21 protein-coding genes are annotated in these 20,647 nt (G+C 73.8%); 10 read left to right on the forward strand and 11 right to left on the reverse strand.

Annotated features, from left to right (window positions below; all coding sequences use genetic code 11):
- The first annotated feature begins 2 nt into the window (after positions 1-2).
- Positions 3-1,373, forward strand: a complete 1,371-nt coding sequence (locus ACYVDO_RS02875; protein ID WP_460932719.1) for a GH1 family beta-glucosidase — start codon at positions 3-5, stop codon at positions 1,371-1,373.
- A 5-nt stretch (positions 1,374-1,378) separates the two neighbouring features.
- A complete protein-coding gene (locus tag ACYVDO_RS02880; protein ID WP_460932720.1) occupies positions 1,379-2,404 on the forward strand; it encodes a LacI family DNA-binding transcriptional regulator in 1,026 nt (341 codons plus the stop codon).
- 118 nt (positions 2,405-2,522) lie between these two features.
- Here the strand turns inward: ACYVDO_RS02880 and ACYVDO_RS02885 are convergent, their stop codons facing one another.
- Together ACYVDO_RS02885 and lipA are read right to left on the reverse strand one after the other, a co-directional pair.
- Positions 2,523-3,257: a DUF4191 domain-containing protein gene (locus ACYVDO_RS02885; protein WP_460932721.1), complete on the reverse strand. Its 735-nt coding sequence runs from the start codon at positions 3,255-3,257 to the stop codon at positions 2,523-2,525.
- A 16-nt stretch (positions 3,258-3,273) separates the two neighbouring features.
- Positions 3,274-4,311, reverse strand: a complete 1,038-nt coding sequence (lipA, locus tag ACYVDO_RS02890; protein ID WP_460932722.1) for a lipoyl synthase — start codon at positions 4,309-4,311, stop codon at positions 3,274-3,276.
- Between the two features lie 147 nt (positions 4,312-4,458).
- On the opposite strand from lipA, the gene ACYVDO_RS02895 reads away from it, so the two are divergent.
- Complete coding sequence (locus tag ACYVDO_RS02895) at positions 4,459-4,935, forward strand: hypothetical protein (RefSeq protein WP_460932723.1); 477 nt, start codon at positions 4,459-4,461, stop codon at positions 4,933-4,935.
- Here the strand turns inward: ACYVDO_RS02895 and ACYVDO_RS02900 are convergent.
- The 3 genes from ACYVDO_RS02900 to ACYVDO_RS02910 form a co-directional block, all read right to left on the reverse strand.
- Positions 4,925-5,335 carry a hypothetical protein gene (locus tag ACYVDO_RS02900; RefSeq protein ID WP_460932724.1) on the reverse strand — a complete coding sequence of 137 codons (411 nt, stop codon included), beginning with the start codon at positions 5,333-5,335 and terminating at the stop codon, positions 4,925-4,927. The two genes, ACYVDO_RS02895 and ACYVDO_RS02900, sit on opposite strands and share 11 nt — an antisense overlap.
- 81 nt (positions 5,336-5,416) lie before the next feature.
- The gene (lipB, locus tag ACYVDO_RS02905; protein WP_460932725.1) at positions 5,417-6,052 is read right to left on the reverse strand and encodes a lipoyl(octanoyl) transferase LipB; all 636 of its coding nucleotides are present in this window, start codon (positions 6,050-6,052) and stop codon (positions 5,417-5,419) included.
- Between the two features lie 31 nt (positions 6,053-6,083).
- Positions 6,084-6,818 carry a Type 1 glutamine amidotransferase-like domain-containing protein gene (locus ACYVDO_RS02910; protein ID WP_460932726.1) on the reverse strand — a complete coding sequence of 245 codons (735 nt, stop codon included), beginning with the start codon at positions 6,816-6,818 and terminating at the stop codon, positions 6,084-6,086.
- Between the two features lie 67 nt (positions 6,819-6,885).
- Here ACYVDO_RS02910 and ACYVDO_RS02915 point away from each other — a divergent pair, with 67 nt between their 5' ends.
- Positions 6,886-8,451 carry a serine/threonine-protein kinase gene (locus ACYVDO_RS02915; RefSeq protein ID WP_460932727.1) on the forward strand — a complete coding sequence of 522 codons (1,566 nt, stop codon included), beginning with the start codon at positions 6,886-6,888 and terminating at the stop codon, positions 8,449-8,451.
- Between the two features lie 60 nt (positions 8,452-8,511).
- Here ACYVDO_RS02915 and ACYVDO_RS02920 read toward each other — a convergent pair whose 3' ends face one another.
- The 3 genes from ACYVDO_RS02920 to lpdA all read right to left on the reverse strand — a co-directional run bounded on the left by ACYVDO_RS02920 (position 8,512) and on the right by lpdA (position 12,857).
- Positions 8,512-9,411 (reverse strand): TIGR01777 family oxidoreductase, encoded by a 900-nt coding sequence (locus tag ACYVDO_RS02920; RefSeq protein ID WP_460932728.1) that lies wholly within the window; start codon positions 9,409-9,411, stop codon positions 8,512-8,514.
- A 99-nt stretch (positions 9,412-9,510) separates the two neighbouring features.
- Complete coding sequence (sucB, locus tag ACYVDO_RS02925; protein ID WP_460932729.1) at positions 9,511-11,445, reverse strand: 2-oxoglutarate dehydrogenase, E2 component, dihydrolipoamide succinyltransferase; 1,935 nt, start codon at positions 11,443-11,445, stop codon at positions 9,511-9,513.
- 32 nt (positions 11,446-11,477) lie between these two features.
- Positions 11,478-12,857 carry a dihydrolipoyl dehydrogenase gene (gene lpdA, locus ACYVDO_RS02930; RefSeq protein WP_460932730.1) on the reverse strand — a complete coding sequence of 460 codons (1,380 nt, stop codon included), beginning with the start codon at positions 12,855-12,857 and terminating at the stop codon, positions 11,478-11,480.
- Between the two features lie 262 nt (positions 12,858-13,119).
- On the opposite strand from lpdA, the gene ACYVDO_RS02935 reads away from it, so the two are divergent.
- A complete protein-coding gene (locus ACYVDO_RS02935; RefSeq protein ID WP_460932731.1) occupies positions 13,120-13,395 on the forward strand; it encodes a hypothetical protein in 276 nt (91 codons plus the stop codon).
- A gap of 83 nt (positions 13,396-13,478) precedes the next feature.
- Positions 13,479-13,667, forward strand: coding sequence for a DUF5302 domain-containing protein (locus ACYVDO_RS02940; protein WP_460932732.1), 189 nt, complete (start codon positions 13,479-13,481; stop codon positions 13,665-13,667).
- Positions 13,668-13,736: 69 nt separating this feature from the next.
- Here the strand turns inward: ACYVDO_RS02940 and ACYVDO_RS02945 are convergent, their stop codons facing one another.
- On the reverse strand, positions 13,737-15,254 hold the full coding sequence (locus tag ACYVDO_RS02945; RefSeq protein ID WP_460932733.1) for a leucyl aminopeptidase: 1,518 nt from the start codon (positions 15,252-15,254) through the stop codon (positions 13,737-13,739).
- A 160-nt stretch (positions 15,255-15,414) separates the two neighbouring features.
- Between ACYVDO_RS02945 and gcvT the strand changes: the two genes are divergently transcribed.
- From gcvT to ACYVDO_RS02960, 3 genes are all read left to right on the forward strand, one after another.
- A complete protein-coding gene (gcvT, locus tag ACYVDO_RS02950; protein WP_460932734.1) occupies positions 15,415-16,521 on the forward strand; it encodes a glycine cleavage system aminomethyltransferase GcvT in 1,107 nt (368 codons plus the stop codon).
- 3 nt (positions 16,522-16,524) lie between these two features.
- The gene (locus tag ACYVDO_RS02955; protein ID WP_460932735.1) at positions 16,525-17,001 is read left to right on the forward strand and encodes an OsmC family protein; all 477 of its coding nucleotides are present in this window, start codon (positions 16,525-16,527) and stop codon (positions 16,999-17,001) included.
- Between the two features lie 189 nt (positions 17,002-17,190).
- On the forward strand, positions 17,191-18,054 hold the full coding sequence (locus tag ACYVDO_RS02960) for an LLM class flavin-dependent oxidoreductase (protein ID WP_460932736.1): 864 nt from the start codon (positions 17,191-17,193) through the stop codon (positions 18,052-18,054).
- A 13-nt stretch (positions 18,055-18,067) separates the two neighbouring features.
- Here the strand turns inward: ACYVDO_RS02960 and ACYVDO_RS02965 are convergent, their stop codons facing one another.
- Positions 18,068-19,681 (reverse strand): ATP-binding cassette domain-containing protein, encoded by a 1,614-nt coding sequence (locus tag ACYVDO_RS02965; RefSeq protein WP_460932737.1) that lies wholly within the window; start codon positions 19,679-19,681, stop codon positions 18,068-18,070.
- 71 nt (positions 19,682-19,752) lie between these two features.
- Between ACYVDO_RS02965 and ACYVDO_RS02970 the strand changes: the two genes are divergently transcribed.
- Positions 19,753-19,968, forward strand: a complete 216-nt coding sequence (locus tag ACYVDO_RS02970) for a hypothetical protein (RefSeq protein ID WP_460932738.1) — start codon at positions 19,753-19,755, stop codon at positions 19,966-19,968.
- A gap of 41 nt (positions 19,969-20,009) precedes the next feature.
- On the opposite strand, the gene ACYVDO_RS02975 is transcribed toward ACYVDO_RS02970, so the two are convergent.
- Positions 20,010-20,591, reverse strand: coding sequence for a DUF3043 domain-containing protein (locus ACYVDO_RS02975; protein WP_460932739.1), 582 nt, complete (start codon positions 20,589-20,591; stop codon positions 20,010-20,012).
- Positions 20,592-20,647 lie beyond the last annotated feature (56 nt).

Genomic DNA, 20,647 nt, shown 5'->3' on the forward strand with positions numbered 1-20,647 from the left:
CCATGGCCGCAGACAACCCGATGTCGCGAAAGCCGCTGTCCCGCAGCGACTTCCCCGAGGACTTCACCTGGGGTGTCGCGACGTCGAGCTACCAGATCGAGGGCGCCACGAAGGAGGACGGCCGCGGCCCGTCGATCTGGGACACCTTCTCCGGGACGCCGGGCCGCGTCGTCGACGGCGACACGGGGGAGGTGGCCGTCGAGCACTTCCACCGGTACGAGCAGGACGTCGCCCTGATGGCGGACCTGGGCGTCGAGGCCTACCGCTTCTCCGTGGCGTGGCCGCGGGTCCAGCCCACGGGCTCCGGTCCGGTCAACGCGGCGGGACTCGACTTCTACGACCGCCTGGTCGACACGCTCCTCGCCCGCGGCATCACCCCGTGGGCGACGCTCTACCACTGGGACCTGCCGCAGCCGCTCGAGGACGGTGGCGGCTGGCCGGTGCGCGACACGGCCGAGCGGTTCGCCGAGTATGCCGGGCACGTCGCCACGGCGCTGGGGGACCGGGTGGGGCACTTCATCACCCTCAACGAGCCGTGGTGCTCGGCCTTCCTGGGCTACGGCAGCGGCCGGCACGCCCCCGGGCGGTCCGACCCGGCGGACGCGCTGGCGGCGGCCCACCACCTGCTGCTCGGCCACGGCCTCGCGGTCGAGAGCGTGCGTGCTGCCGCGCCGGCCGCCCAGGTCGGCATCACCCTCAACCTCTACCCGGTGCAGGGCGCGCACGACGGACACGGTGTGGAGGACGCCGTGCGGCGGGTGGACGGCCTGGCCAACCGGTGGTTCCTCGACCCGGTGCTGCGCGCGGCATACCCCAAGGACGTCGTCGAGGACGTGCGGCACCTCAGCGACCTCTCGTTCGTCCGCGACGGCGACCTCGAGCGGATCGCGGCACCGCTGGACTTCCTCGGCGTCAACTACTACACCCGGCACGTGGTCGTGCCCGGCGCCTTCCCCGGGACGGTCGCGGTCGACTTCCAGGGCCGGGGGCTGCCGAGGACCGCCATGGGCTGGGAGGTCGACCCGGACGGGCTGTTCGACATCCTCACCCGGGTGACGCGGGACTACGGCGAGCTGCCCCTCGTCATGACCGAGAACGGCGCAGCCTTCGACGACGTCGTCGACGGCGGGCGCGTCCACGACGAGGAGCGGGTGTCGTTCCTGCGCGACCACCTGGACGCCGGCCGGCGTGCGCTCGCGGCAGGGGTGCCGCTCGCCGGCTACTTCGCCTGGTCGCTGATGGACAACTTCGAGTGGGGGGAGGGGTACGCGAAGCGGTTCGGCCTCGTGCACGTGGACTTCACGACCCAGGAGCGGACCGTCAAGGACAGCGGAAGGTGGTACTCGCAGTTCCTGACGGGCACGCAATACTGACGACCATGAGCAGTGCCAACGGTGGTCAGCCCACCCTCGAGGAGGTCGCCACCCGCGCCGGGGTGGGGCGCGGCACCGTGTCCCGTGTCGTCAACGGGTCGCCGCAGGTGTCCGAGCGCACGCGCGAGCGGGTCATGCGGGCGGTCACCGAGCTCGGCTACGTGCCGAACATGGCGGCGCGCGCCCTCGTCACGCGGCGGACCGGGGCGATCGCGCTGGTCATCTCCGAGCCGGAGGAGCGGATCTTCGGCGAGCCGTTCTTCGCCGGCGTCGTGCGGGGGATCACGACGGTGGTGGGGGAGTCGTCCCGCCAGCTGGTGCTGGCCCTGGTCCAGAACCGGGAACAGGCCGAGCGGCTCGACAGCTACCTCACCCCCCAGCACGTCGACGGTGTGCTCGTGCTGTCGGCCCACGACAGGGACAGGCTGCCCGCGCGGATCCAGGGACGCGGCCTGCCGATCGTCCTGTGCGGCCGGCCGACGGGGACGGCCGAGCTCAGCTACGTCGACGTCGACAACGTGGGCGGCGCCCGGGCCGCAGTGGGCCACCTGCTCGCCTCCGGGCGGCGGACCGTCGCGACCATCGCCGGGCCCCAGGACATGATCGCCGGGCGGGACCGGCTCGACGGCTACCAGCAGGCCCTGCGGGAGGCCGAGGTGGCGGTCGACGACAGCCTCGTGGAGACGGGCGACTTCACCGAGGCCAGCGGGACCACCGCGATGCGAGCGCTGCTCGAGCGGCACCCCGACCTCGACGCCGTCTTCGCAGCCAGCGACCTCATGGCCCTCGGCGCCCTGCGGGTGCTGCGGGAGTCGGGCCGGTCGGTGCCGGGCGACGTCGCCCTCGTCGGCTTCGACGACAGCCCGGTCGCGTCCGTGACGGAGCCGGCCCTCACCACCGTGCACCAGCCGATGGAGCAGCTCGGCCGCGAGATGGCGCACATGCTGCTGGCGCGGATCAACGACGGCCAGGAGTCCGGGCCGTCGCACCTGGTGCTCGACACCCACCTGGTCACGCGCGCCACCGCCTGAGGCCGGCAGGGGGTCCCGACGCCCCGGCGTCCCGGCGTACCCGCGACTCGTGGCCACACGGCTGCGATGCCAGGCGCCCGGTCCGGGGCTCGGTACCCCGAAGGGGGGAGGCGGGGCCTCAGCGGCCGCGCATGGCCTTGCGGTCGACGCGGGCACGCATCGGGTCCATGCCGGCAGGGATGGGCGGGCGCACGCCACCGAGCGCCTTGAGCCGCTTGTTGACCGCAGCGGCCTCCTCCTTGGTGAGGACCGGCTTCATCCGCGTCATCGTCGAGCTGACCTTGCGGACCGGCACCTGGTCGGCCTCGTCACCGACGACCAGCGCCGTCACGGGCACGCCCGGGGCGACCCGCTCGACCTTCCTGCGCTCCTGCGCGATGAGCTTGGAGCGGCGCGCGGTCGGGCCCTCGGCCACGAGCACGACGCCGGGGCGTCCCACCGCGCGGTAGACGAACGCCGCACCGGCCATGTCCTCCGGGCGGGTGCCACGGGCCCCGTCGACGGCCACCGGCTGCTGCTCGTAGTACCAGCCACGGCGCAGCGCTCCCAGAGCCGCGCCGGCAGCGCCGGGCTGGCCCTCGATGCTGCGGAAGGCGGCGCGCTCGGCCTTGCGGCTCAGCACGAGGACGGCGGCCAGGAGGCCCAGGGGGATGGACAGCACGAGCGCGTAGACCCAGTTGCCGAGGAGGGCGCCGATGCCGACACCGACGACCAGCACCGCGAGGAACGCCAGCAGCATCCACCACGGGATGGTGGGGTCGACCTGACGCGCCGCCGTGTAGACCTGGCGGACCTGCGCGAGGCGACCCGGCTCCTTGGGCGTGCCGGACTGCTGCTTCTCCTTGCGGGCCATGAGGGTCAGGATACCGTCAGGCGGAGGTGCCCACGGCCGCCGGAGTGCGGGCGGCGACGAGCGAGGCGGCCTCCTGCCGGGCGGGGTCCCCAGCGGCGTCGGCGAGGTGCTGCAGGTGCCCGGGGATGGGGCGGCCCCACTTCATCATGGCCGTCGCCCACAGCCGGCCGGCGCGGTAGGAGGAGCGCACGAGCGGCCCGGCCATGACGCCCTTGAAGCCGATCTCCTCGGCGACCTGGCTCCAGTGCACGAACTCCTCGGGCTTGACCCACCGGTCGATCGGGTGGTGCAGCTTCGAGGGCCGCAGGTACTGGGTGATGGTGAGGATGTCGCACCCGGCGTCGTGCAGGTCCCGGATCGCCTGCTCGACCTCGTGGTCCTCCTCGCCCATGCCGAGGATGAGGTTGGACTTGGTCACGAGCTCGGCGTCGCGCGCCATCGACAGGACCTTGAGCGACTTCTCGTAGGTGAACGCAGGCCGGATCTGCTTGAAGATCCGCGGCACGGTCTCGAGGTTGTGCGCGAACACCTCGGGCCGGGCGTCGAAGACCTGGCCGACGAGCTCGGGCTTGGCGCCGAAGTCGGGCGGGAGGATCTCGACGCCGGTGTTCGGGTTCTTCTCGTGGATCTGCCGGATCGTCTCGGCATACAGCCACGCGGCGCCGTCGGGCTGGTCGTCGCGGGCCACGCCCGTCACGGTCGAGTAGCGCAGGCCCATCTGGGCGACCGACTCGGCCACGCGGCGCGGCTCGTCGAGGTCGAGGGCCAGGGGCCGGCCGGAGGCGATGTCGCAGAAGTCGCAGCGGCGGGTGCAGATGTCACCGCCGATGAGGAACGTGGCCTCGCGGTCCTCCCAGCACTCGAAGATGTTGGGGCAGCCGGCCTCCTGGCAGACCGTGTGCAGGCCCTCGGTCTTCACCATCGAGTGCAGCTTGGTGTACTCCGGCCCCATCTTGGCGGTCGTCCGGATCCACTCGGGCTTGCGCTCGATCGGCGTCTCGGCGTTGCGTGCCTCGACACGCAGCAGCCGGCGGCCCTCGGGTGCGACGGTCACGAAGACTCCCTTGCCTTGCGTTCGGTGCGTGCGGCGCGCCACCACCGGCCGGTGTGCCGTGGGACGCGGGTGCGCCCGGAGGTTCCCGGGCGTGCTGTCAAGACTACGCCTGCGCCGTGCGCGCTATTCCGGAGAGGTGCGCCAACGGTGATCACCGCGAACCTGGCGTCACGGCGAGGCCCAGGGACCTACGATGCCCAGGTGCGGGTGTGGGGGGCTGATGGCGACCGGTACCGCGTCAAGCGGCGGTGGCTCCCCTGGCGCCAACGTCGCCGGGTGGTGGACCGGTCCAACCTGGACCTGGTCGGCGTGGATGGCGACGACTTCGTTGCAGTCCTCGTGGTGGTGCTGGCCATCCTCTTGTTCCCCATCATCCTCGTTGCTGCGATCGCGGTGGGCGAGCTCCTCCTGTTGTTCCTGTTGTTCCTGCTGCTGCCGTTCTGGATGCTGGCGCGCTCGGTGTTCGGGACGCCGTGGATCGTGGAGGTGCACCGCTTCGGCCATGGCATGGTGCACCAGGAGGCGGTGCGGGGGTGGGGCGAGTCCCAGCGGCGGATCGAGCAGTTGGCGCGCGAGGTCACCGCAGGTGGCTTTCAGCGAGCAGGTGGGCCTCTCAGCCGCTGAAGGGGAAGGTGAACGACGGGAAGTACGTCATCCGAACCGCGTCTGCGAACAGGTAGACCGCGACCAGGACGAGGGCCGCGTTGACGGCCAGACCGGTCCACGCTCCTGCCCGGCCCCCGCGCCGCAGGGCGGTGGCGGCGAGGACGACACCCGTCACCGGAGCGGCCGCGAGACCGAGGAACAGCGCCGTCTCGACCACCCACCCGGCCGCGTTGCGGGCCATGAGGGGCAGGTCGCCCTCCTGCAGCCCCAGCAGCGGCAGCAGCCCGTACGTGCCGAGCAGGTCGGTCAGCCAGAACACGACCGGGAAGACCGGGACCATCCACCACGACCCGCGGGTCAGGCGGCGGGGGTCGGGGGCCTCGCGGTGTGCGGCATGAGGATGGGTGAGGGTCGACATGGGGTCCTCCTTCCACGGGTCCACTCCCATCCCACCGGAGGGTCGTGGATCGTGGCAGGGGCGCAGGTCCCGTCCCGCGGGTCAGGCGGAGGCGAGGACCTCGGTGAGGTGCTTCTCGGCATACGGGAGCACGTCCTGCACCGTGACCCCGTGCCCGGCCTCGCGGCTGATCGAGCTGACACCCGCGTCCTCGATGCCGCAGGCGACGATGTTGTCCGCCCACGAGAGGTCGGCGTCGCAGTTGAGCGCGAAGCCGTGCATCGTCACCTGCCGGCTGACCCGCACGCCGATGGCGCCGAGCTTGCGGTCGGGGCCACGGTCGTCCGCGAGCACCCACACGCCGGAGCGGCCGTCGACCCGGGCGGTCTGCACGCCGAACTCGCGGCAGGTGCGGATCATGACCTCCTCGAGCCGCCGGACGTGGGCCACGACGTCGATCGGCACGCCGTGCAGCCGCACGATGGGGTAGCCGACGAGCTGGCCCGGACCGTGCCAGGTGATGAGGCCGCCACGGTCGACGTCGACGACCGGCGTGCCGTCCTTGGGCCGCTGGTGGTCCTCGGTGCGCTTGCCCGCGGTGTAGACGGGGGAGTGCTCGAGCAGCAGCACGGTGTCCTCGGCGCCCTCGACGACGGCCGCGTGGACCTCGCGCTGGTGCTCCCAGCCGGCCTGGTAGTCGACGAAGTCGGGGGCGAAGCCCAGGTGCTCGAACCGCATGGGCACCACGGTACGCCGCGGCGCGGGCGGGTCAGGGGGTGGGCAGCCGGCGCGGCTCGAGCCGCTCCTCGTGGGCCGCGTCGCCGTCGCGGGTGACGACGTACGCGCCCTTGCCGCCGGTCTCCGTCACAGCCTCGACGAGCTCGGTGCCGCGGTACACCAGGCCGACCCCGTCGTCGGTGCAGTGCGTCGTCGGCAGGGTGCCGTCCGCGACGAGCCGGTGGATCAGGGGGCGCCTGCGGGCCTCGGAGTCGTAGTGGACGCCGTTGCCGTAGGGCAGGAGGCCCAGGCCGTTCGTGACCGCGCGCAGCTCGGGGCCGAAGGAGTCGGTGGTGCCGCCGAGGTACCAGCAGATCGACCCGGCGGAGACGCCGGCGAGCACCACCCCCGCCTCCCAGACCCGGCGGAGGACCGCGTCGAGGTCGTGCACCCGCCACACGGCGAGGAGGTTGGCGACGGAGCCCCCGTTGACCCAGACGACGTCCTGGTCGAGCAGGTGGCCCTCGACGTCGTCGACGTTCGGCATGGGGAACAGGTGCAGGTTGGTGAGGTCGAAGCTGGCCACGCGACCCGCCTCGTGCATGTCCTCGGCGAAGCCGCGGTGGTCACCGCTGGCCGTGCCGAGCACCGTGACCCGGGGGCTGCGGCCGGTCACGCCGGACAGCTCGACGGCGTGGTGGACGAGCGCGTCGAACTCCAGGCGGGTGCGCTCGCCGAAGCGGTAACCGCCGGAGGTGGCGAGGATCGTGGGCTGGTCTGCGGGCATGCCGGGACTCTAGGACGGGCTGTGGACAACCGGGGCGACCGGGGTCGCCCGCGGCAGACTCGAGGACATGGAGGAGAAGGGACCGGGCGGTGTCCGCACGCCCCCGCCGGAGGTGCCCGGGTACGACCTGGCCGAGCTCGTGGGGCGCGGCGGCTCCGGAGAGGTGTGGGCAGCCTCCCGTCAGCGGGACGGCGCGCCGGTCGCCGTCAAGGTGGTGCCGCTGGGCACCGACGCCCAGGCCCGCGTCGCGGCCAGGGAGCTCGCGGTGCTGGCGCGGGTCGAGGTCGACGGGCTGGTGGGCTTCCACGAGGCGGTCGGGCTGACGGGCGCCCCCCCGGCCCTCGCCGTCGTGCTGGACCGCGTGCGTGGAGGGTCCCTCGCCCGGGTCGTGGAGGCGCGCGGCCACCTGACCGTGGGCGAGACGGTGACGGTGCTGGCGCCCGTGGCGCGCACCCTGGCGGGGCTGCACGCGCTGGGCGTCGTGCACGGCGACGTGAGCCCCGGCAACATCCTGCTCGAGCTCACCGGCCGGCCCCTGCTGTCGGACCTCGGCGTCGCGGCCGTCGCTGGTGCCGGCGTGGGGGAGGCCTGGGGCACACCGGGTTTCGTGGCACCGGAGGTGCTCGACGGCGAGGAGGCGGGACCGGCCGGCGACGTGTATGCCGTGGGGGCGCTGGCCTGGTGGTGCGCGACGGGGACGGCGCCCGACCCCGGACCGCTTCGTCCCTCCGTGGAGGAGGTCCTCCCCGACCTGCCCGAGGCGTGGCGCCGGCTCACGAGCCTGGCCCTGTCGGGTGACCCACGGCTGCGGCCGAGCGCCGCCGAGCTGGCGCTCGGCTACTTCGACGCGGCGCCGTGCGAGCCGCTGCGCCTGACGGTCGGCTCGGACGAGACCTCCCTGCTGACCCAGCGCATCCGGGACACCGGCGAGCCACCGCCCACCGGGGAGGAGGCCGTCGCCCGGAGCCGTCACCCGGGGCGCAGGATCCGTGCCCTCCTCGGCGGCGTGGCGGCCCGCAGGACGAGGCGCTCGGCCTGGTCGGCACCCAGGGGGCGCGCCGTGGCAGTCGTGCTGGCCCTCGCGGTGGCGGCGGCCGTCCTCGTGCCCGCCGGGATCGTCGTTGCGGCCGGGGGCTCGACCCCCGGGTGGCTGCCCTCGGTCCCGCGGTCGACCGGGCCCCGGCAGCCGGCCCGTCCCACCCCGTCCTCGCCGGTCACCGACCCCGTCAGCGACCGGCGGGCTCCGCAGCGTGACCCCCACGCCCTCCTGCAGGCGCTGGCCGACGAGCGTGCCGCGGTGATGAACGCCGGCGACCCGGACCGGCTGGAGGCCCTCGACGCGCCCGGCTCCCAGGTGCTGCGCCAGGACACCGCGGCCCTGCGCGAGCTGGTCGGGCGCGGGCAGCGGTACGCCGGGGTGCGCCTCACCGCCGACCGGGTGCGCCTGGTGTCCGCCTCGGGGACGCGGGCCACCCTCGAGGCCGCCGTGGACACCGCGGCCTACGAGCTCGTCGGGGGCGGGCGGGTGGAGCAGCGGCCGGCGACCTCGGGACGACCCCTGCGGTTCGTCCTCGGGTGGCACGACGCGCGGTGGAAGGTCGACTCGGTGGCCGACGCGCGACCCGTCCCCTGATCCGCCGCGCGGTCAGCGCAGGCGGCGGCGCCGGGTAGGGGTACAGGTCGGGGCCGGCGGTCAGGCCTGCTGGAGCACCCAGCGCAGGGCGGCTGCGACGTCGCCGTCGGTGTGCGTGAAGCCGCTGTCGGTGAGGCGGCCCGGGACCACCCGCTTGCTGTGGAGGACCTCGTCGGCGAAACCGCCGAGCACCAGCCGGATGCCGAAGGCCGGTGCCGGCAGCACTGCCGGTCGGTGCAGCTGGCGCCCGAGCTCCCGGGCGACGTCGACCTGGCGGTCCGGGTGCGGGCCGACGAGGTTCACCGGGCCGGTGACCTCCGGGTGGTCGACCAGGTGCACCAGCCCCGCGACGGTGTCGCGCAGGGAGATCCACGGCCACCACTGCCGGCCGCTGCCGAGCGGCCCGTTGATGCCTGCCCTGGCCAGGGGCAGCATCTTGGCCATCGCACCGCCGCCGGGGGCCAGTACCAGTCCGGTCCGGGGGTGGGCGACGGGGAGCCCGGCGTCACGGGCGGCGTCGGCGGCACCCTCCCAGGCGCGCACCACGTCGCTGAGGAAGGTGTCACCCGGGGTCGACTCCTCGGTCAGGAGCTCCTCACCCCGGTCGCCGTAGTAGCCCACGGCGGACGCCGAGACGAGTCGCACCGGCCCACCGAGCTCCGCAAGGGCGCGGGCCACCGTGGTCGTGGAGTCGACCCTGGAGGTCAGGATGAGCTGCTGGTACGACGGCGTCCAGCGCTTGTCACCGACGCCGGCGCCGGCGAGGTTCACGACGGCCGTGACGCCCTCGAGGTCGTGCGGGTCCAGCCGGTGGCCGGCAGGGTCCCACTCGACCTCGTCGGCAGCGCTGGGTGCGCGACGGACCAGGCGGACGACCTCGTCCCCCCTCGCGCGCAGGGACGCCGACAGCGCGGACCCGATCAGTCCGGTGGAGCCGGTGATGGCGACGCGCTGTGACATGGGATCTCCTGGATCTCCTGCGGGGGCGGGGGGAGCGGGCGGGCGCGGCCCGGGATGACCCGGACCGCGCCCGTTCGTGCTGGGTCGACGTGCGCCGACTCAGACCTCGAAGTTGCCCTCCTCGAGGCGCGACTTCATGGTGCTGAGGAAGCGGGCGGCGTCCGCCCCGTCGACCACGCGGTGGTCGTAGGACAGGGCCAGGTAGACCATCGAGCGGACGGCGATGGTCTCGCCGCCGTCGGCGTCGGTCACCACGACCGGGCGCTTGACGACTGCGCCGGTGCCGAGGATGCCGACGTTCGGCTGGTTGATGATCGGGGTGTCGAAGAGCGCACCGCGGCTGCCCGTGTTGGTCAGCGTGAAGGTACCGCCGGAGAGCTCGTCCGGCATGATCTTGTTGCCCCGCGTGCGGTCCGCGAGGTCCGCGATCGCCCGCGCCAGACCGGCGATGTTGAGGTCGCCGGCGTTCTTGATGACCGGGACGAGCAGGCCGCGCTCGGTGTCGACGGCGACCCCGAGGTTCTCCTGCCCGTGGTAGGTGACCTGGTCACCCTCGACGCTCGAGTTGACCTGCGGGTACTCCTTGAGCGCCTCGACCGCGGCGAGGGCGAAGAAGGGCAGGAAGCTCAGCTTGGTGCCCTCGCGACGCTCGAAGTCGGCCTTGGCGCGGGCCCGCAGCCGCGCGACCTTGGTGACGTCGACCTCGACCACGGTGGTGAGCTGGGCCGAGACGTGCAGCGACTCGACCATGCGCTTGGCGATGGTCTGGCGCAGTCGTGACATCTTCTCGGTCGTACCCCGCTTGGGGGAGACGCCACCGGAGGCGGCCGGCGCGCTCGCCGCAGCCGCGGGCGCGCTGGGCGCCTGGGCAGCAGCCGGTGCCGGCGCGGGGGCCGCGGCGGCCTCCTGCGCAGCCTTGGCCGCGTCGAGGACGTCCTGCTTGCGCACGCGGCCGCCGACGCCGGTGCCCTTGAGGCTGGCCAGGTCGACGTTGTTCTCGGCCGCGAGCTTGCGCACCAGCGGGGTGACGTATGCCGAGGCGTCCTGGGCGTCGCCCGAGGTCGCCGGGGCGGGGGGCTGGGACTGAGCCGGTGCCTGCGCCGGGGCGGGCGCCGCCGCGCGCTCGGCCTGCTCCGCGGGGGAGGACCCGGCCGGCTGGCCGGCCGCCGTCTCGGCCGCAGCCTGGGCGGTGTCGGCCTGCGCCTGAGCCGGAGCCGCCTGCTGCTCCTGCTCCTGCTGCGGCGCGGCCTGCTCCTGCTGCGGTGCCTGCTGCTCCTGCTGCGGCGCGGCCTGCTCCTGCTGGCCCGAGCCGCCCGCGGAGCCACCGATGACGGCGAGGTCACCGCCGACGGGGACGGTGTCGTCCTCCTGGACGAGGATCTTGGTGACGACGCCGGCAACCGGCGAGGGGATCTCGGTGTCGACCTTGTCGGTGGACACCTCGAGCAGCGGCTCGTCGACCTCGACGGTGTCGCCCTCGGCCTTGAGCCAGCGGGTGACGGTGCCCTCGGTGACGGACTCGCCGAGCGCGGGCATCGTGACGGTCTCGCCACCACCGGAGCCGCCGGACTGCTGGCCGCCCTGGTCGCCGCCGCCCTGCTGGGCCTGCTGCTCGTGCTGCTCCGGCTCGGAGGTCCCCGGCTGCGGCTCCTGCGCCGTCGAGGGTGCCTCGGAGGCCGGTGCCTGGTCCTGCTCCGGCGGCGCCTGCTCCTCGCCGGCCTGCTGGCCCTGGTCCTGCTGGCCCTGGTCCTGCTGGCCCTGGTCCTGCTGGTCACCGGCCGAGCCGCCGCCCTCGGTGCCGTCGCCGATCACGGCGAGGTCGGCGCCGACGGGGACGGTGTCGTCCTCGCCCGCGAGGATCTCCTGCAGCACTCCCGCGACGGGGGACGGGATCTCCGTGTCGACCTTGTCGGTCGAGACCTCGAGGAGCGGCTCGTCGACCGCGACGGTGTCGCCGACGTTCTTGAGCCAGCGCGTCACCGTGCCCTCGGTGACGGACTCACCCAGAGCCGGCATGGTCACGCGTTCGGACATCTGATCGTTCTCCTCTTTGGTTGTGTGCTGCGTCAGTTGTGAGCGTGCAGGGGCTTGCCGGCGAGGGCCAGGTGGGCCTCGCCGAGGGCTTCGTTCTGCGTGGGGTGGGCGTGGACGAGCCCGGCGACGTCCTCGGGCAGCGCCTCCCAGTTGTAGACGAGCTGGGCCTCGCCGGCCTGCTCGCCCATCCGGGCGCCGATCATGTGGACGCCGACGACGGGCCCGTCCTTCTCGCGGACGAGCTTGACGAAGCCCTGCGTCTGCAGGATCTGGGACTTGCCGTTGCCGCCGAGGTTGTACTCGTAGGTGTCGACCTCGCCGTACTTCTCCCGCGCCTGCGCCTCGGTGAGGCCGACGGAGGTGATCTCGGGGTCGCAGTAGGTGACCCGGGGGATGCCCGCCTCGTCGATGACGGCGGGGGACATCCCGGCGATCTCCTCGGCCACGAAGATGCCCTGGGCGAAGCCGCGGTGCGCGAGCTGGAGGCCGGGCACGATGTCGCCGACGGCATACACGCCCTCGACCCCGGTGCGCAGGCGCTCGTCGGTGACGACGTAGCCGCGGTCGAGGGTGACGCCGGCCTCGGCATACCCCAGGCCGTCGGTGACCGGGCCGCGGCCGACGGCCACGAGGAGCAGGTCGTCCTCGAGGGTGTCACCGCCCTCGAGCGACACGGTCACGGTGTCGCCGGACTGGCTGGCGCCCTCGAACCTGACCCCGGTGCGGAAGGCGATGCCGCGCTTGCGGAACGAGCGCTCGAGCGTCTTGGAGACCGCCTCGTCCTCGGCGGCCACGAGCCGGGGGAGCGCCTCGACGATGGTGACCTCGGAGCCGAAGGAGCGGAAGACCGACGCGAACTCGACGCCGATGACGCCGCCGCCGAGGACGACGACGCGCGGCGGGACGAAGTCGAGCGACAGCGCCTGCTCGCTCGTCATGACGCGGCCACCGATCTCCAGGCCGGGCAGCGACCTCGCGTAGGAGCCGGTCGCGAGGACGACGTTGCGCCCGGTCAGCCGGCGGCCGCCGACCTCGACGGTGGAGCGGTCCACGAGGCGGCCCTCGCCCTCGACCAGCTCGATCTCGTGCGCCTTGGCCAGGCCCTGCAGCCCCTTGTAGAGGCGGGCGACGACACCGTCCTTGTAGGCGTTCACCCCGGTCATGTCGACGGACTCGAACGTCGTCTTCACGCCGAACCTCGAGCCCTCGCGGGCGGTGTCGGCGACCTCGGCGGCGTGCAGCAGCGCCTTGGTCGGGATGCAGCCGACGTGCAGGCAGGTGCCGCCGAGCTTGCCCTTCTCCACGAGCGCGACGCGCAGGCCCAGCTCGGCCGCCCGGAACGCGCACGCGTAGCCGCCGCTGCCCCCACCCAGGATGACGACATCGAAGGTGGTCTCGGCCTCAGCCGGCATGCTCGCTCCCTTGCGTGGTGTGCATCGGACGGTCCTGTCGGCCGGCGGCGTGACCAGGTCGTGGCCGAGCGCGGATCGACACTGAGCATCTTGTCACTGATTGCAGGAGGGGGCGCAAGCAGGTCTCGCCGTCGCGGACTCGCGCCCGCCGGAACGCGTCACGTGCGGGGGAACCGGGGGGTCGTGCCCGTATCGTGGACGCATGGCGTGGTGGAGACGGGGCGGCGCGAGGGCACGCCGAGGACCTTCCGACGGGCCCAACATGGCGGTCGACCAACAGGCGGTGCGCCGCCACCTGGCCGAGTTCGCCTCGTCGCGACGCGGCGTCGAGGCGTACGTCGAACCGCCCACCAACGTCACCGCGACGACCGTCATCCTCATCGCGCACGACGGCGAGTGGACCCGACGCGCCGCGGGCTCGCGCCAGGCCGCGTTCGACCTCGCCGCGAGCCTGGGCGTGCCGGTCTACGACGTGCTGCAGACCGGCTACCCGAGCCGGATGCGCGAGTGGAACTCCCGCCAGCGCGACAAGGGCTGAGGCAGTCCCAAACCACTGGTGACCGCCCGGCCCGGGATGCGAGGCTGGGAGGGACCCGAACACCACGAGCCACAGGAGGCGGCATGTCTGGCAAGTCCGGACCGCAGGGACCCAGCGAGGACGTCAAGCGAAAGTTCCGCGAGGCCCTGGAGAAGAAGCAGGCCCACTCCGGCCGTGACGTCTCCGACGACCACGAGCACGGCAAGGTCGACCACGCCCAGAACGCCGCGACGAACGCGACCCAGCAGATGTTCCGCCGCAAGAGCGGCTGAGCGCCCGACCCATCGCGACGAGGCCCGCCCGAGGTGTTCCCGGGCGGGCCTCGTCGTGACGCGCGGCGATCAGCCGGCATACCCCTCGACGAGGCGCAGCAGCGTGCCCACGCCGTAGCCGGTCGCGCCCTTGGGCGTGTAGCCCCAGGCGGAGCCCTCGTTGAACGACGGCCCGGCGATGTCGACGTGCGCCCACGGCGTCCCCTGGGGGACGAACTCCTGGAGGAACAGGCCGGCGGTGAGCATGCCGCCCCAGCGCTCGCCCTTGTGCGCGAGGTCGGCGACGGCGGAGTCGAGCTGGGCCCGCAGGTCGGTCGGCAGCGGCATCGGCCACGCGGCCTCACCGGCCGTGTCGGCAGCCGCGCGGACCCGGTCACGGAACGCGTCGTCGTTGGCCATGACCCCGGCGACGCGGCCGCCGAGCGCGACCATCTGCGCGCCGGTCAGGGTGGCGATGTCGACGATCGCGTCGGGCGTGGACTCGCCGGCCAGGCAGATGCCGTCGCCGAGCACCATGCGGCCCTCGGCGTCGGTGTCGAGGATCTCGACGGTGGTCCCGTTGCGCATTGTCACGACGTCGCTGGGACGCTGCGCGCTGCCGCTCGGCATGTTCTCCGCCAGGCAGAGGTAGCCGGTGACGGTGACCGGGACGCCCAGCTCGGCTGCGGCGAAGACCGTGGCGGCGACGGCGGCAGCGCCGGCCATGTCGGACTTCATCGTGAGCATCGAGGCCGGGGGCTTGATGCACAGGCCGCCGGAGTCGAAGGTGATGCCCTTGCCGACCAGGGCGACCGAGCCCCGCGCCTTCGGCGGGTTCCACGTGAGGGTGACGATGCGGGGCGGGTTGACCGATCCCTGGCCGACCCCGACGATGCCGCCGAAGCCGCCCTTGGCGAGGGCCTTCTCGTCGAGCACCGACACCTTGACCTTCGCCGAGCTGGCGGCGGCACGCTCCTTCACCGACTCGGCGAAGGACTGCGGGAACAGCTTGTTCGGCGGGGTGTTCACGAGGTCGCGGGCGTACGCCTTCGCGTCGGCCAGCACCGTCGCCCGGGTCGCCGCGTCCTTCGCCGCCTTGCCGCGGCCCTCCGCCGTGACCACGGTGATGGTCGTGACGACGTCCGAACCCTTGTTGTCCTTGCCCTTCGGCGCGGGCCCGCGCACCCCGGCATACCGGTAGGCCCCGAGGGCGGCACCCTCGGCGACGGCGGCGACCGACTCGGCACCGGCCGCGGGCATCGCGACGGCGACCTTGCGCGCCTTCTTCACCGAGCGCAGGGCCGAGCCGGCGGCGCGGCGCAGGACCTCGTGGTCGAAACCCGTGGTGGCTCCGCCGTTCCGGCCCAGCCCCACGAGCACGACCACGGGGGCCGCGACGCCCGGGACGCCGGCGACCGTCAGGACCTCGTCGGCGGACCCGGCGGCGTGCAGGGCCGAGAGCTGGGCGGCCAGGTGGCTCGCGGCATCCCGGGGGAGGCCGTGACCCGACGCGAGGGCGGCGGAACCGTCCTGCTCGATCGTGCCGAGGACGAGGACGTCGGCCTTGACGTCGTGGGCGGAACGGTCGGTCACGTTGACGGTCGTCACGGTGCTCTCTTTCTCGTGGACAGGGTGCCGGGGCGCGCCGGCAGGGGGACAGGGTGGTCCCGGCCGGACGGTTCGGGCCGCAGTCGTTCGCGTCCCCCGCTCGCCGCAGGATAGCCCCGCGGATGCGGCGTGCCGCGCGACGGGCGGTAGCGTTCGCGCCATGAGCGACGGAGCCCTGAAGACCTCACCCCTGCACGACCGCCATGTCGCGCTCGGCGCGAAGATGGCGGACTTCGGGGGCTGGGAGATGCCCATCGAGTACCCGGGTGGCGGCGTCGTCCGGGAGCACACGGCGGTCCGCACCTCGGTCGGGATCTTCGACGTGTCGCACCTGGGCAAGGCGCGGGTCTCCGGGCCCGGCGCGCGCGACTTCGTCAACCGCTGCCTCGCCAACGACCTCGGCCGCATCACCGAGGGCAAGGCGCAGTACACGCTGTGCTGCAACGAGTCCGGCGGCGTCGTCGATGACCTCATCGCCTACCTGCGCAGCGACGAGGATGTGTTCCTCATCCCCAACGCCGCCAACACGGCCGAGGTCGTGCGGATGCTGGCCGCCGCCGCGCCGAAGGGCATCACGGTCGAGCACCTGCACGAGTCCTACGGCGTCATTGCCGTGCAGGGCACGAGGTCCGACGAGGTGCTCGAGTCCCTGGGGCTGCCGGCCGGCCACGAGTACATGTCGTTCGTCGAGACCGACTGGCACGGCCACCCGCTCATCGTCTGCCGCACCGGGTACACCGGGGAGCGGGGCTACGAGCTCGTCCCGGCGTGGGAGGTCGCCGGCGAGCTCTGGGACGCGCTCGCCGAGGCGGTCGCGCCGTTCGACGGGCTGCCGTGCGGGCTCGGCGCCCGCGACACCCTGCGCACCGAGATGGGCTACGCGCTGCACGGCCACGAGCTGTCCGTCGACATCACCCCCGTCCAGGCCCGCGTCGGCTGGGCCGTCGGCTGGACGAAGGACGAGTTCTGGGGGCGCGAGGCACTCGTCGCCGAGAAGCAGGCCGGGCCGAAGCGCGTCGCCTGGGGCCTGCTCGCGACGGGCCGTGGCATCCCGCGGGCGGACTGTGAGGTCAAGCGCGGTGGTGAGGTCGTGGGCGAGGTCACCTCGGGGACGTTCAGCCCGACGCTCAAGAACGGCATCGCGCTGGCACTGCTGTCGCCGGACGTCGCCGCCGGTGACGAGGTCGTCATCGACGTGCGCGGGCGCGAGGTGCCCGCCACCGTCGTGCGACCGCCGTTCGTCGAGGTCGACGTCCGCGAGGGCTGAGGTATGCCGGGGGGCGCCGACCACCGGTACCGCGCCCAGGTGCGCTGGGCCGGGTCGACGGGGGCGGGCTACCGCGCGTACCCGAGGGCGCACTCGGCGTGGGTGCCGCCGGCCACGGAGGGTTTCGAGCTGTCGGCCGACCCGCACTTCCGCGGCGACGCCGACCTGCCCAACCCCGAGCAGCTGCTCGTCCTGGCTGCTTCGTCGTGCCAGCTGCTGTCCTTCCTCGCGGTGGCCGCACGAGCGGGGGTCGACGTCGTCGGGTACGAGGACGACGCGGAGGGCGAGATGCCGCACGACGCCGTGCCGCTGCGCATCACCCGGATCGTGCTGCGACCGCGCGTGACGGTTGCCGCCGGGACCGAGGCCAGCGTGGTCGAGCGGCTGCTGCACCAGGCGCACGACGAGTGCTACGTCGCGAGCTCCCTCACCACCGACGTGGTACTCCAGCCCGTCGTCGTCGAGCGGCCTGGCGACTGATCGCGGGTGTGCGCACAGACGTCCGGGTGAGTGCGCGCGGACCTGCTCCCTGCGCTCTGGGACGCGGGTCTGTGCACAGACGTCCGGGTGAGTGCGCGCGGACCTGCTCCCTGCGCTCTGGGACGCGGGTCTGTGCACAGACGTCCGTGAGCGAGGTCGGGTGTCAGTGGTCGCGCCTAGGGTCCGGTCATGCGCTACGGATTCGTGGTCCCCTTCGCCGACGCCCGCCAGTTCGCCGAGTTCGCCGCCCTCGGGGAACAGCGCGGGTGGGACGGCGTCTTCACGTGGGAGTCGCTCTACGGGGAGCACGCCTGGGTCGTGCTGGGCGCAGCAGCGATGACCACCTCCCGCATCCGGCTCGGCACGCTGCTCACGCCGGCGTCGCGACACCGGCCCTGGGACCTCGCCTCGATGGTGTCCACCGTCGACCGGCTCAGCGGCGGACGCGTCGTGGTGTCGGTGGGGCTCGGGGCCCTGCACCCCGGCTGGACCCGCTTCGAGCCGGACGAGGGACGCCGCACCCGGGCCGAGAAGCTCGACGAGGGGCTGGCGGTCCTCGCCGGGCTCCTGGCCGACGAGGAGTTCACCTTCGAGGGCCGCCACTACCGGGTCACCGGCACCGGGGAGGGGGCACCCCCGGGGCCGCCGCCGCCCGCGCAGCGACCCCACCCGCCGATCTGGGTGGTGGGCGCCTGGCGTCGCGGGCGCACCCGGCAGCCCTCCCTCGAGCGGGCGGCCCGGTGGGACGGACTGCTCGTGTCGGTGGTCGGGGACGAACCGCTGCAGCCTGGGACCGCATACTCCCTCGACACCTACGGCGACGTGGTCGCCACCGTGCGGGGCATGCGGGAGTGCGCCGGACTGCCCTGGGACGGCTACGACGTGGTCGTCGAGGCCGACAGCACGGGCCAGTTCGTCCAGCTGGAGGGAGCACCCTCCGACTGGGCCGACGTGGGCGCCACGTGGTGGGTGGAGAGCTGGTGGAGCGTGGATCCGGGACCCGACGGCCTCGCCGAGGTGCGGCGGCGGATCGAGGCCGGCCCCCCGGCCTGAGCAGGGGTCACGGTCAGTCCGTCATCCGGACCAGGTCGGTGAGCACCTCGTCGACGGTGAGGTGGGGGAGCGGCGCCACGACCTTGGCGACCTGCGGCGCGAAGGCCGGAGACCCGGCGAGGACCTCGCGCGCCGGCCCGTCGGCGACCACCTCCCCCTCGGCGAGGACCACGACGCGCGAGGCCAGCTCGGCCGCGAGCTCGACGTCGTGGGTGGCCAGCACGATCGCGCCGCCCGACGCGGCGAGCTTCCTCAGCGTCGCCGCCAGCTCCTCCTTGGCCCGGTAGTCCAGACCACGCGTCGGCTCGTCGAGCAGGACCAGGCTGGGCGGCGGCGCCCCGTCCCCGGGGGGAGCCAGCAGGGTCGCCAGGGCCAGGCCCATCTGCTGTCCCTGCGACAGCTCGTCCGGTGCCGCCTGCCGGTTGACGCCGGGGGCGAACCGGTCGAGCAGCGCCTGCGCCGTGTCCGGGTCGGCGGAGTGGTCCAGCTGCGCCGCGACCGACGGTGCGCGGAGGACGGGCCCGGGGTCCTGGGGGGTGAGGACAGGTTCGCCGTCGACCACGACCCGGCCGCGGGCCGGGACCTGACGACCGGCGAGGGCCGCCAGCAGGGTGCTCTTTCCCGAGCCGTTGCGACCCATCAGCGCGACGACCTCCCCGGGCGAGACGAGCAGGCTCACCGACCGCAGGGCGACGACCCCGTCGCGGACCACCCCGAGCCCTCGGGTGCGGACGGCGGGGCCGGTCACGGGGCTGCCCCGGGTGGCGGCACCGCCTGGCAGTGGTTCCTCCGGGCGTCCGGGGGCCGCGCCGTCGAGTCGTGCCCGCAGGGCCGTCCCCGTGCGGCGCGCCTCGCGCACGGACAGGGGGAGTGGCTCCCAGCCCAGGGCCCGGCCGAGGGCCACGAGGGGCGGGAACACGGGGGAGTGGCGCATCGCCGCGGCCGGGTCCTGCCGGTCGGTCGCGACCCCGTCGGTGACGACGACGACCGAGTCGGCATGGTGCACGACCCGCTCGAGCCGGTGCTCGGCCACGACGACCGTGGTGCCGACGTCGTGGACGAGCCGGTGCAGGATCGCCAGCACCTCCTCCGCCGCCACGGGGTCGAGGGCCGAGGTGGGCTCGTCGAGGACGAGCACCCGGGGCCCGGCGGCGAGGGCGGCGGCGATCGCGACGCGCTGCTGCTGACCGCCCGACAGCAGCCCCACCGGGCGTTCCCTCAGCCCGGCCAGGTCGAGCAGGTCGAGGGTCTCCTCGAGGCGCCGGGCCGGGCCGGTCGACGGGACCGGGTGCAGGGCCAGCCCACGGCGCACCTCGTCCTCCACGGTGGGCCCGATCGGCGCCGGGTCCTGCCGGACGTACCCCACGACGCGGGCGCGCTCGACGGCGGTCAGGGTGCCGACCGCACAGCCGTCCACGAGCACCCGGCCATGCACGGACCGGTCGAGCGAGGGGTCCGCGACCACCCGCAGCAGGGACGTCTTGCCCGAACCGGTCGGGCCGGCCACGAGGACCAGCTCGCCCTCGGGCACCGTGAGCGAGGGGACCTGGAGGGCGGGGACCTGGGGGGTGGGCAGCAGGGCCGTCCCACCGGCATACCGGACCTCCACCCGGTCGAGCTCGATCACGCGGGCCACCCTCGCAGCGCGCGGCGGCGGCCGTCCACGGGCCGGCACGACGCCGCGCCTAGAGTGGGCGCATGAGCGATGCCTGGACCTGGACCTACCTCGACGCCGACGGCCGGGAGATGTCCGGCGACGGGCTGGTGACGACGGCGTTCCCGTCGCAGTCCGACGCGGAGAACTGGTTCGGCGAGAGCTGGCACGAGCTCGGGGAGCAGGGCGTCGACGCCGTCAACCTGTGGCACGAGGGCCGGCTGGTCTACGGACCCATGAGCCTGCGGGCAGCCGAGTAGGCTCCCCGCCGCACCGACCCGGCCGGTCGGGAGCCGCCGGCTCAGGACGGGTAGCTGCCGCGGTCGACGAGCGGTCGGGGCATCCGCGAGCGACGGATCTGGAAGCCGCGCATCACCGCGTACATCGCCAGCCCGCGGCCGACCTTGTCCGCGCCGAACTTCGCCACGAGCTGCTGCTTGAGCTTGCGCCACATGAGGAAGCCGTCGACCGCTGCGATGAGGATGAGCGCGTACACGCCGATCGACACGGCGGCGAAGACCCACGGGATCCGCACGAACGACAGCGCCAGCACGACGAGCATGACCGGCAGCATGAACTCGCCGAGGTTCCAGCGGGCGTCCACGTAGTCACGGATGTAGCGGCGGACGGGCCCCTTGTCCCGAGCGGGCAGGTGCGCGTCGTCGCCGGTCACCATGGCCTGGCGCTGCCTGAGCTGGGCCTCGCGCCGCGCCAGCTTGTCGCGGTCGCGCGCCGCCTTGCGGTCGGTCTCGACGAGGGGACGCCGGCGCGCAGCCTCCTGGTCACGCCGCTTGGGCGTCGGCCGGTTCTTGGCGCCCTCCCGCTGGGGTCGCTCCGCCGTCTCGGCCTGCTGCTCATTGAGGGTCTTGCCACGTCCGAACACGACGCAACTGTATGCCGTGGGGGCGCGGCCCCCCGAATCGCGCCCCGCGTCAGCCG

The organism is Phycicoccus ginsengisoli (genome assembly GCF_054779295.1).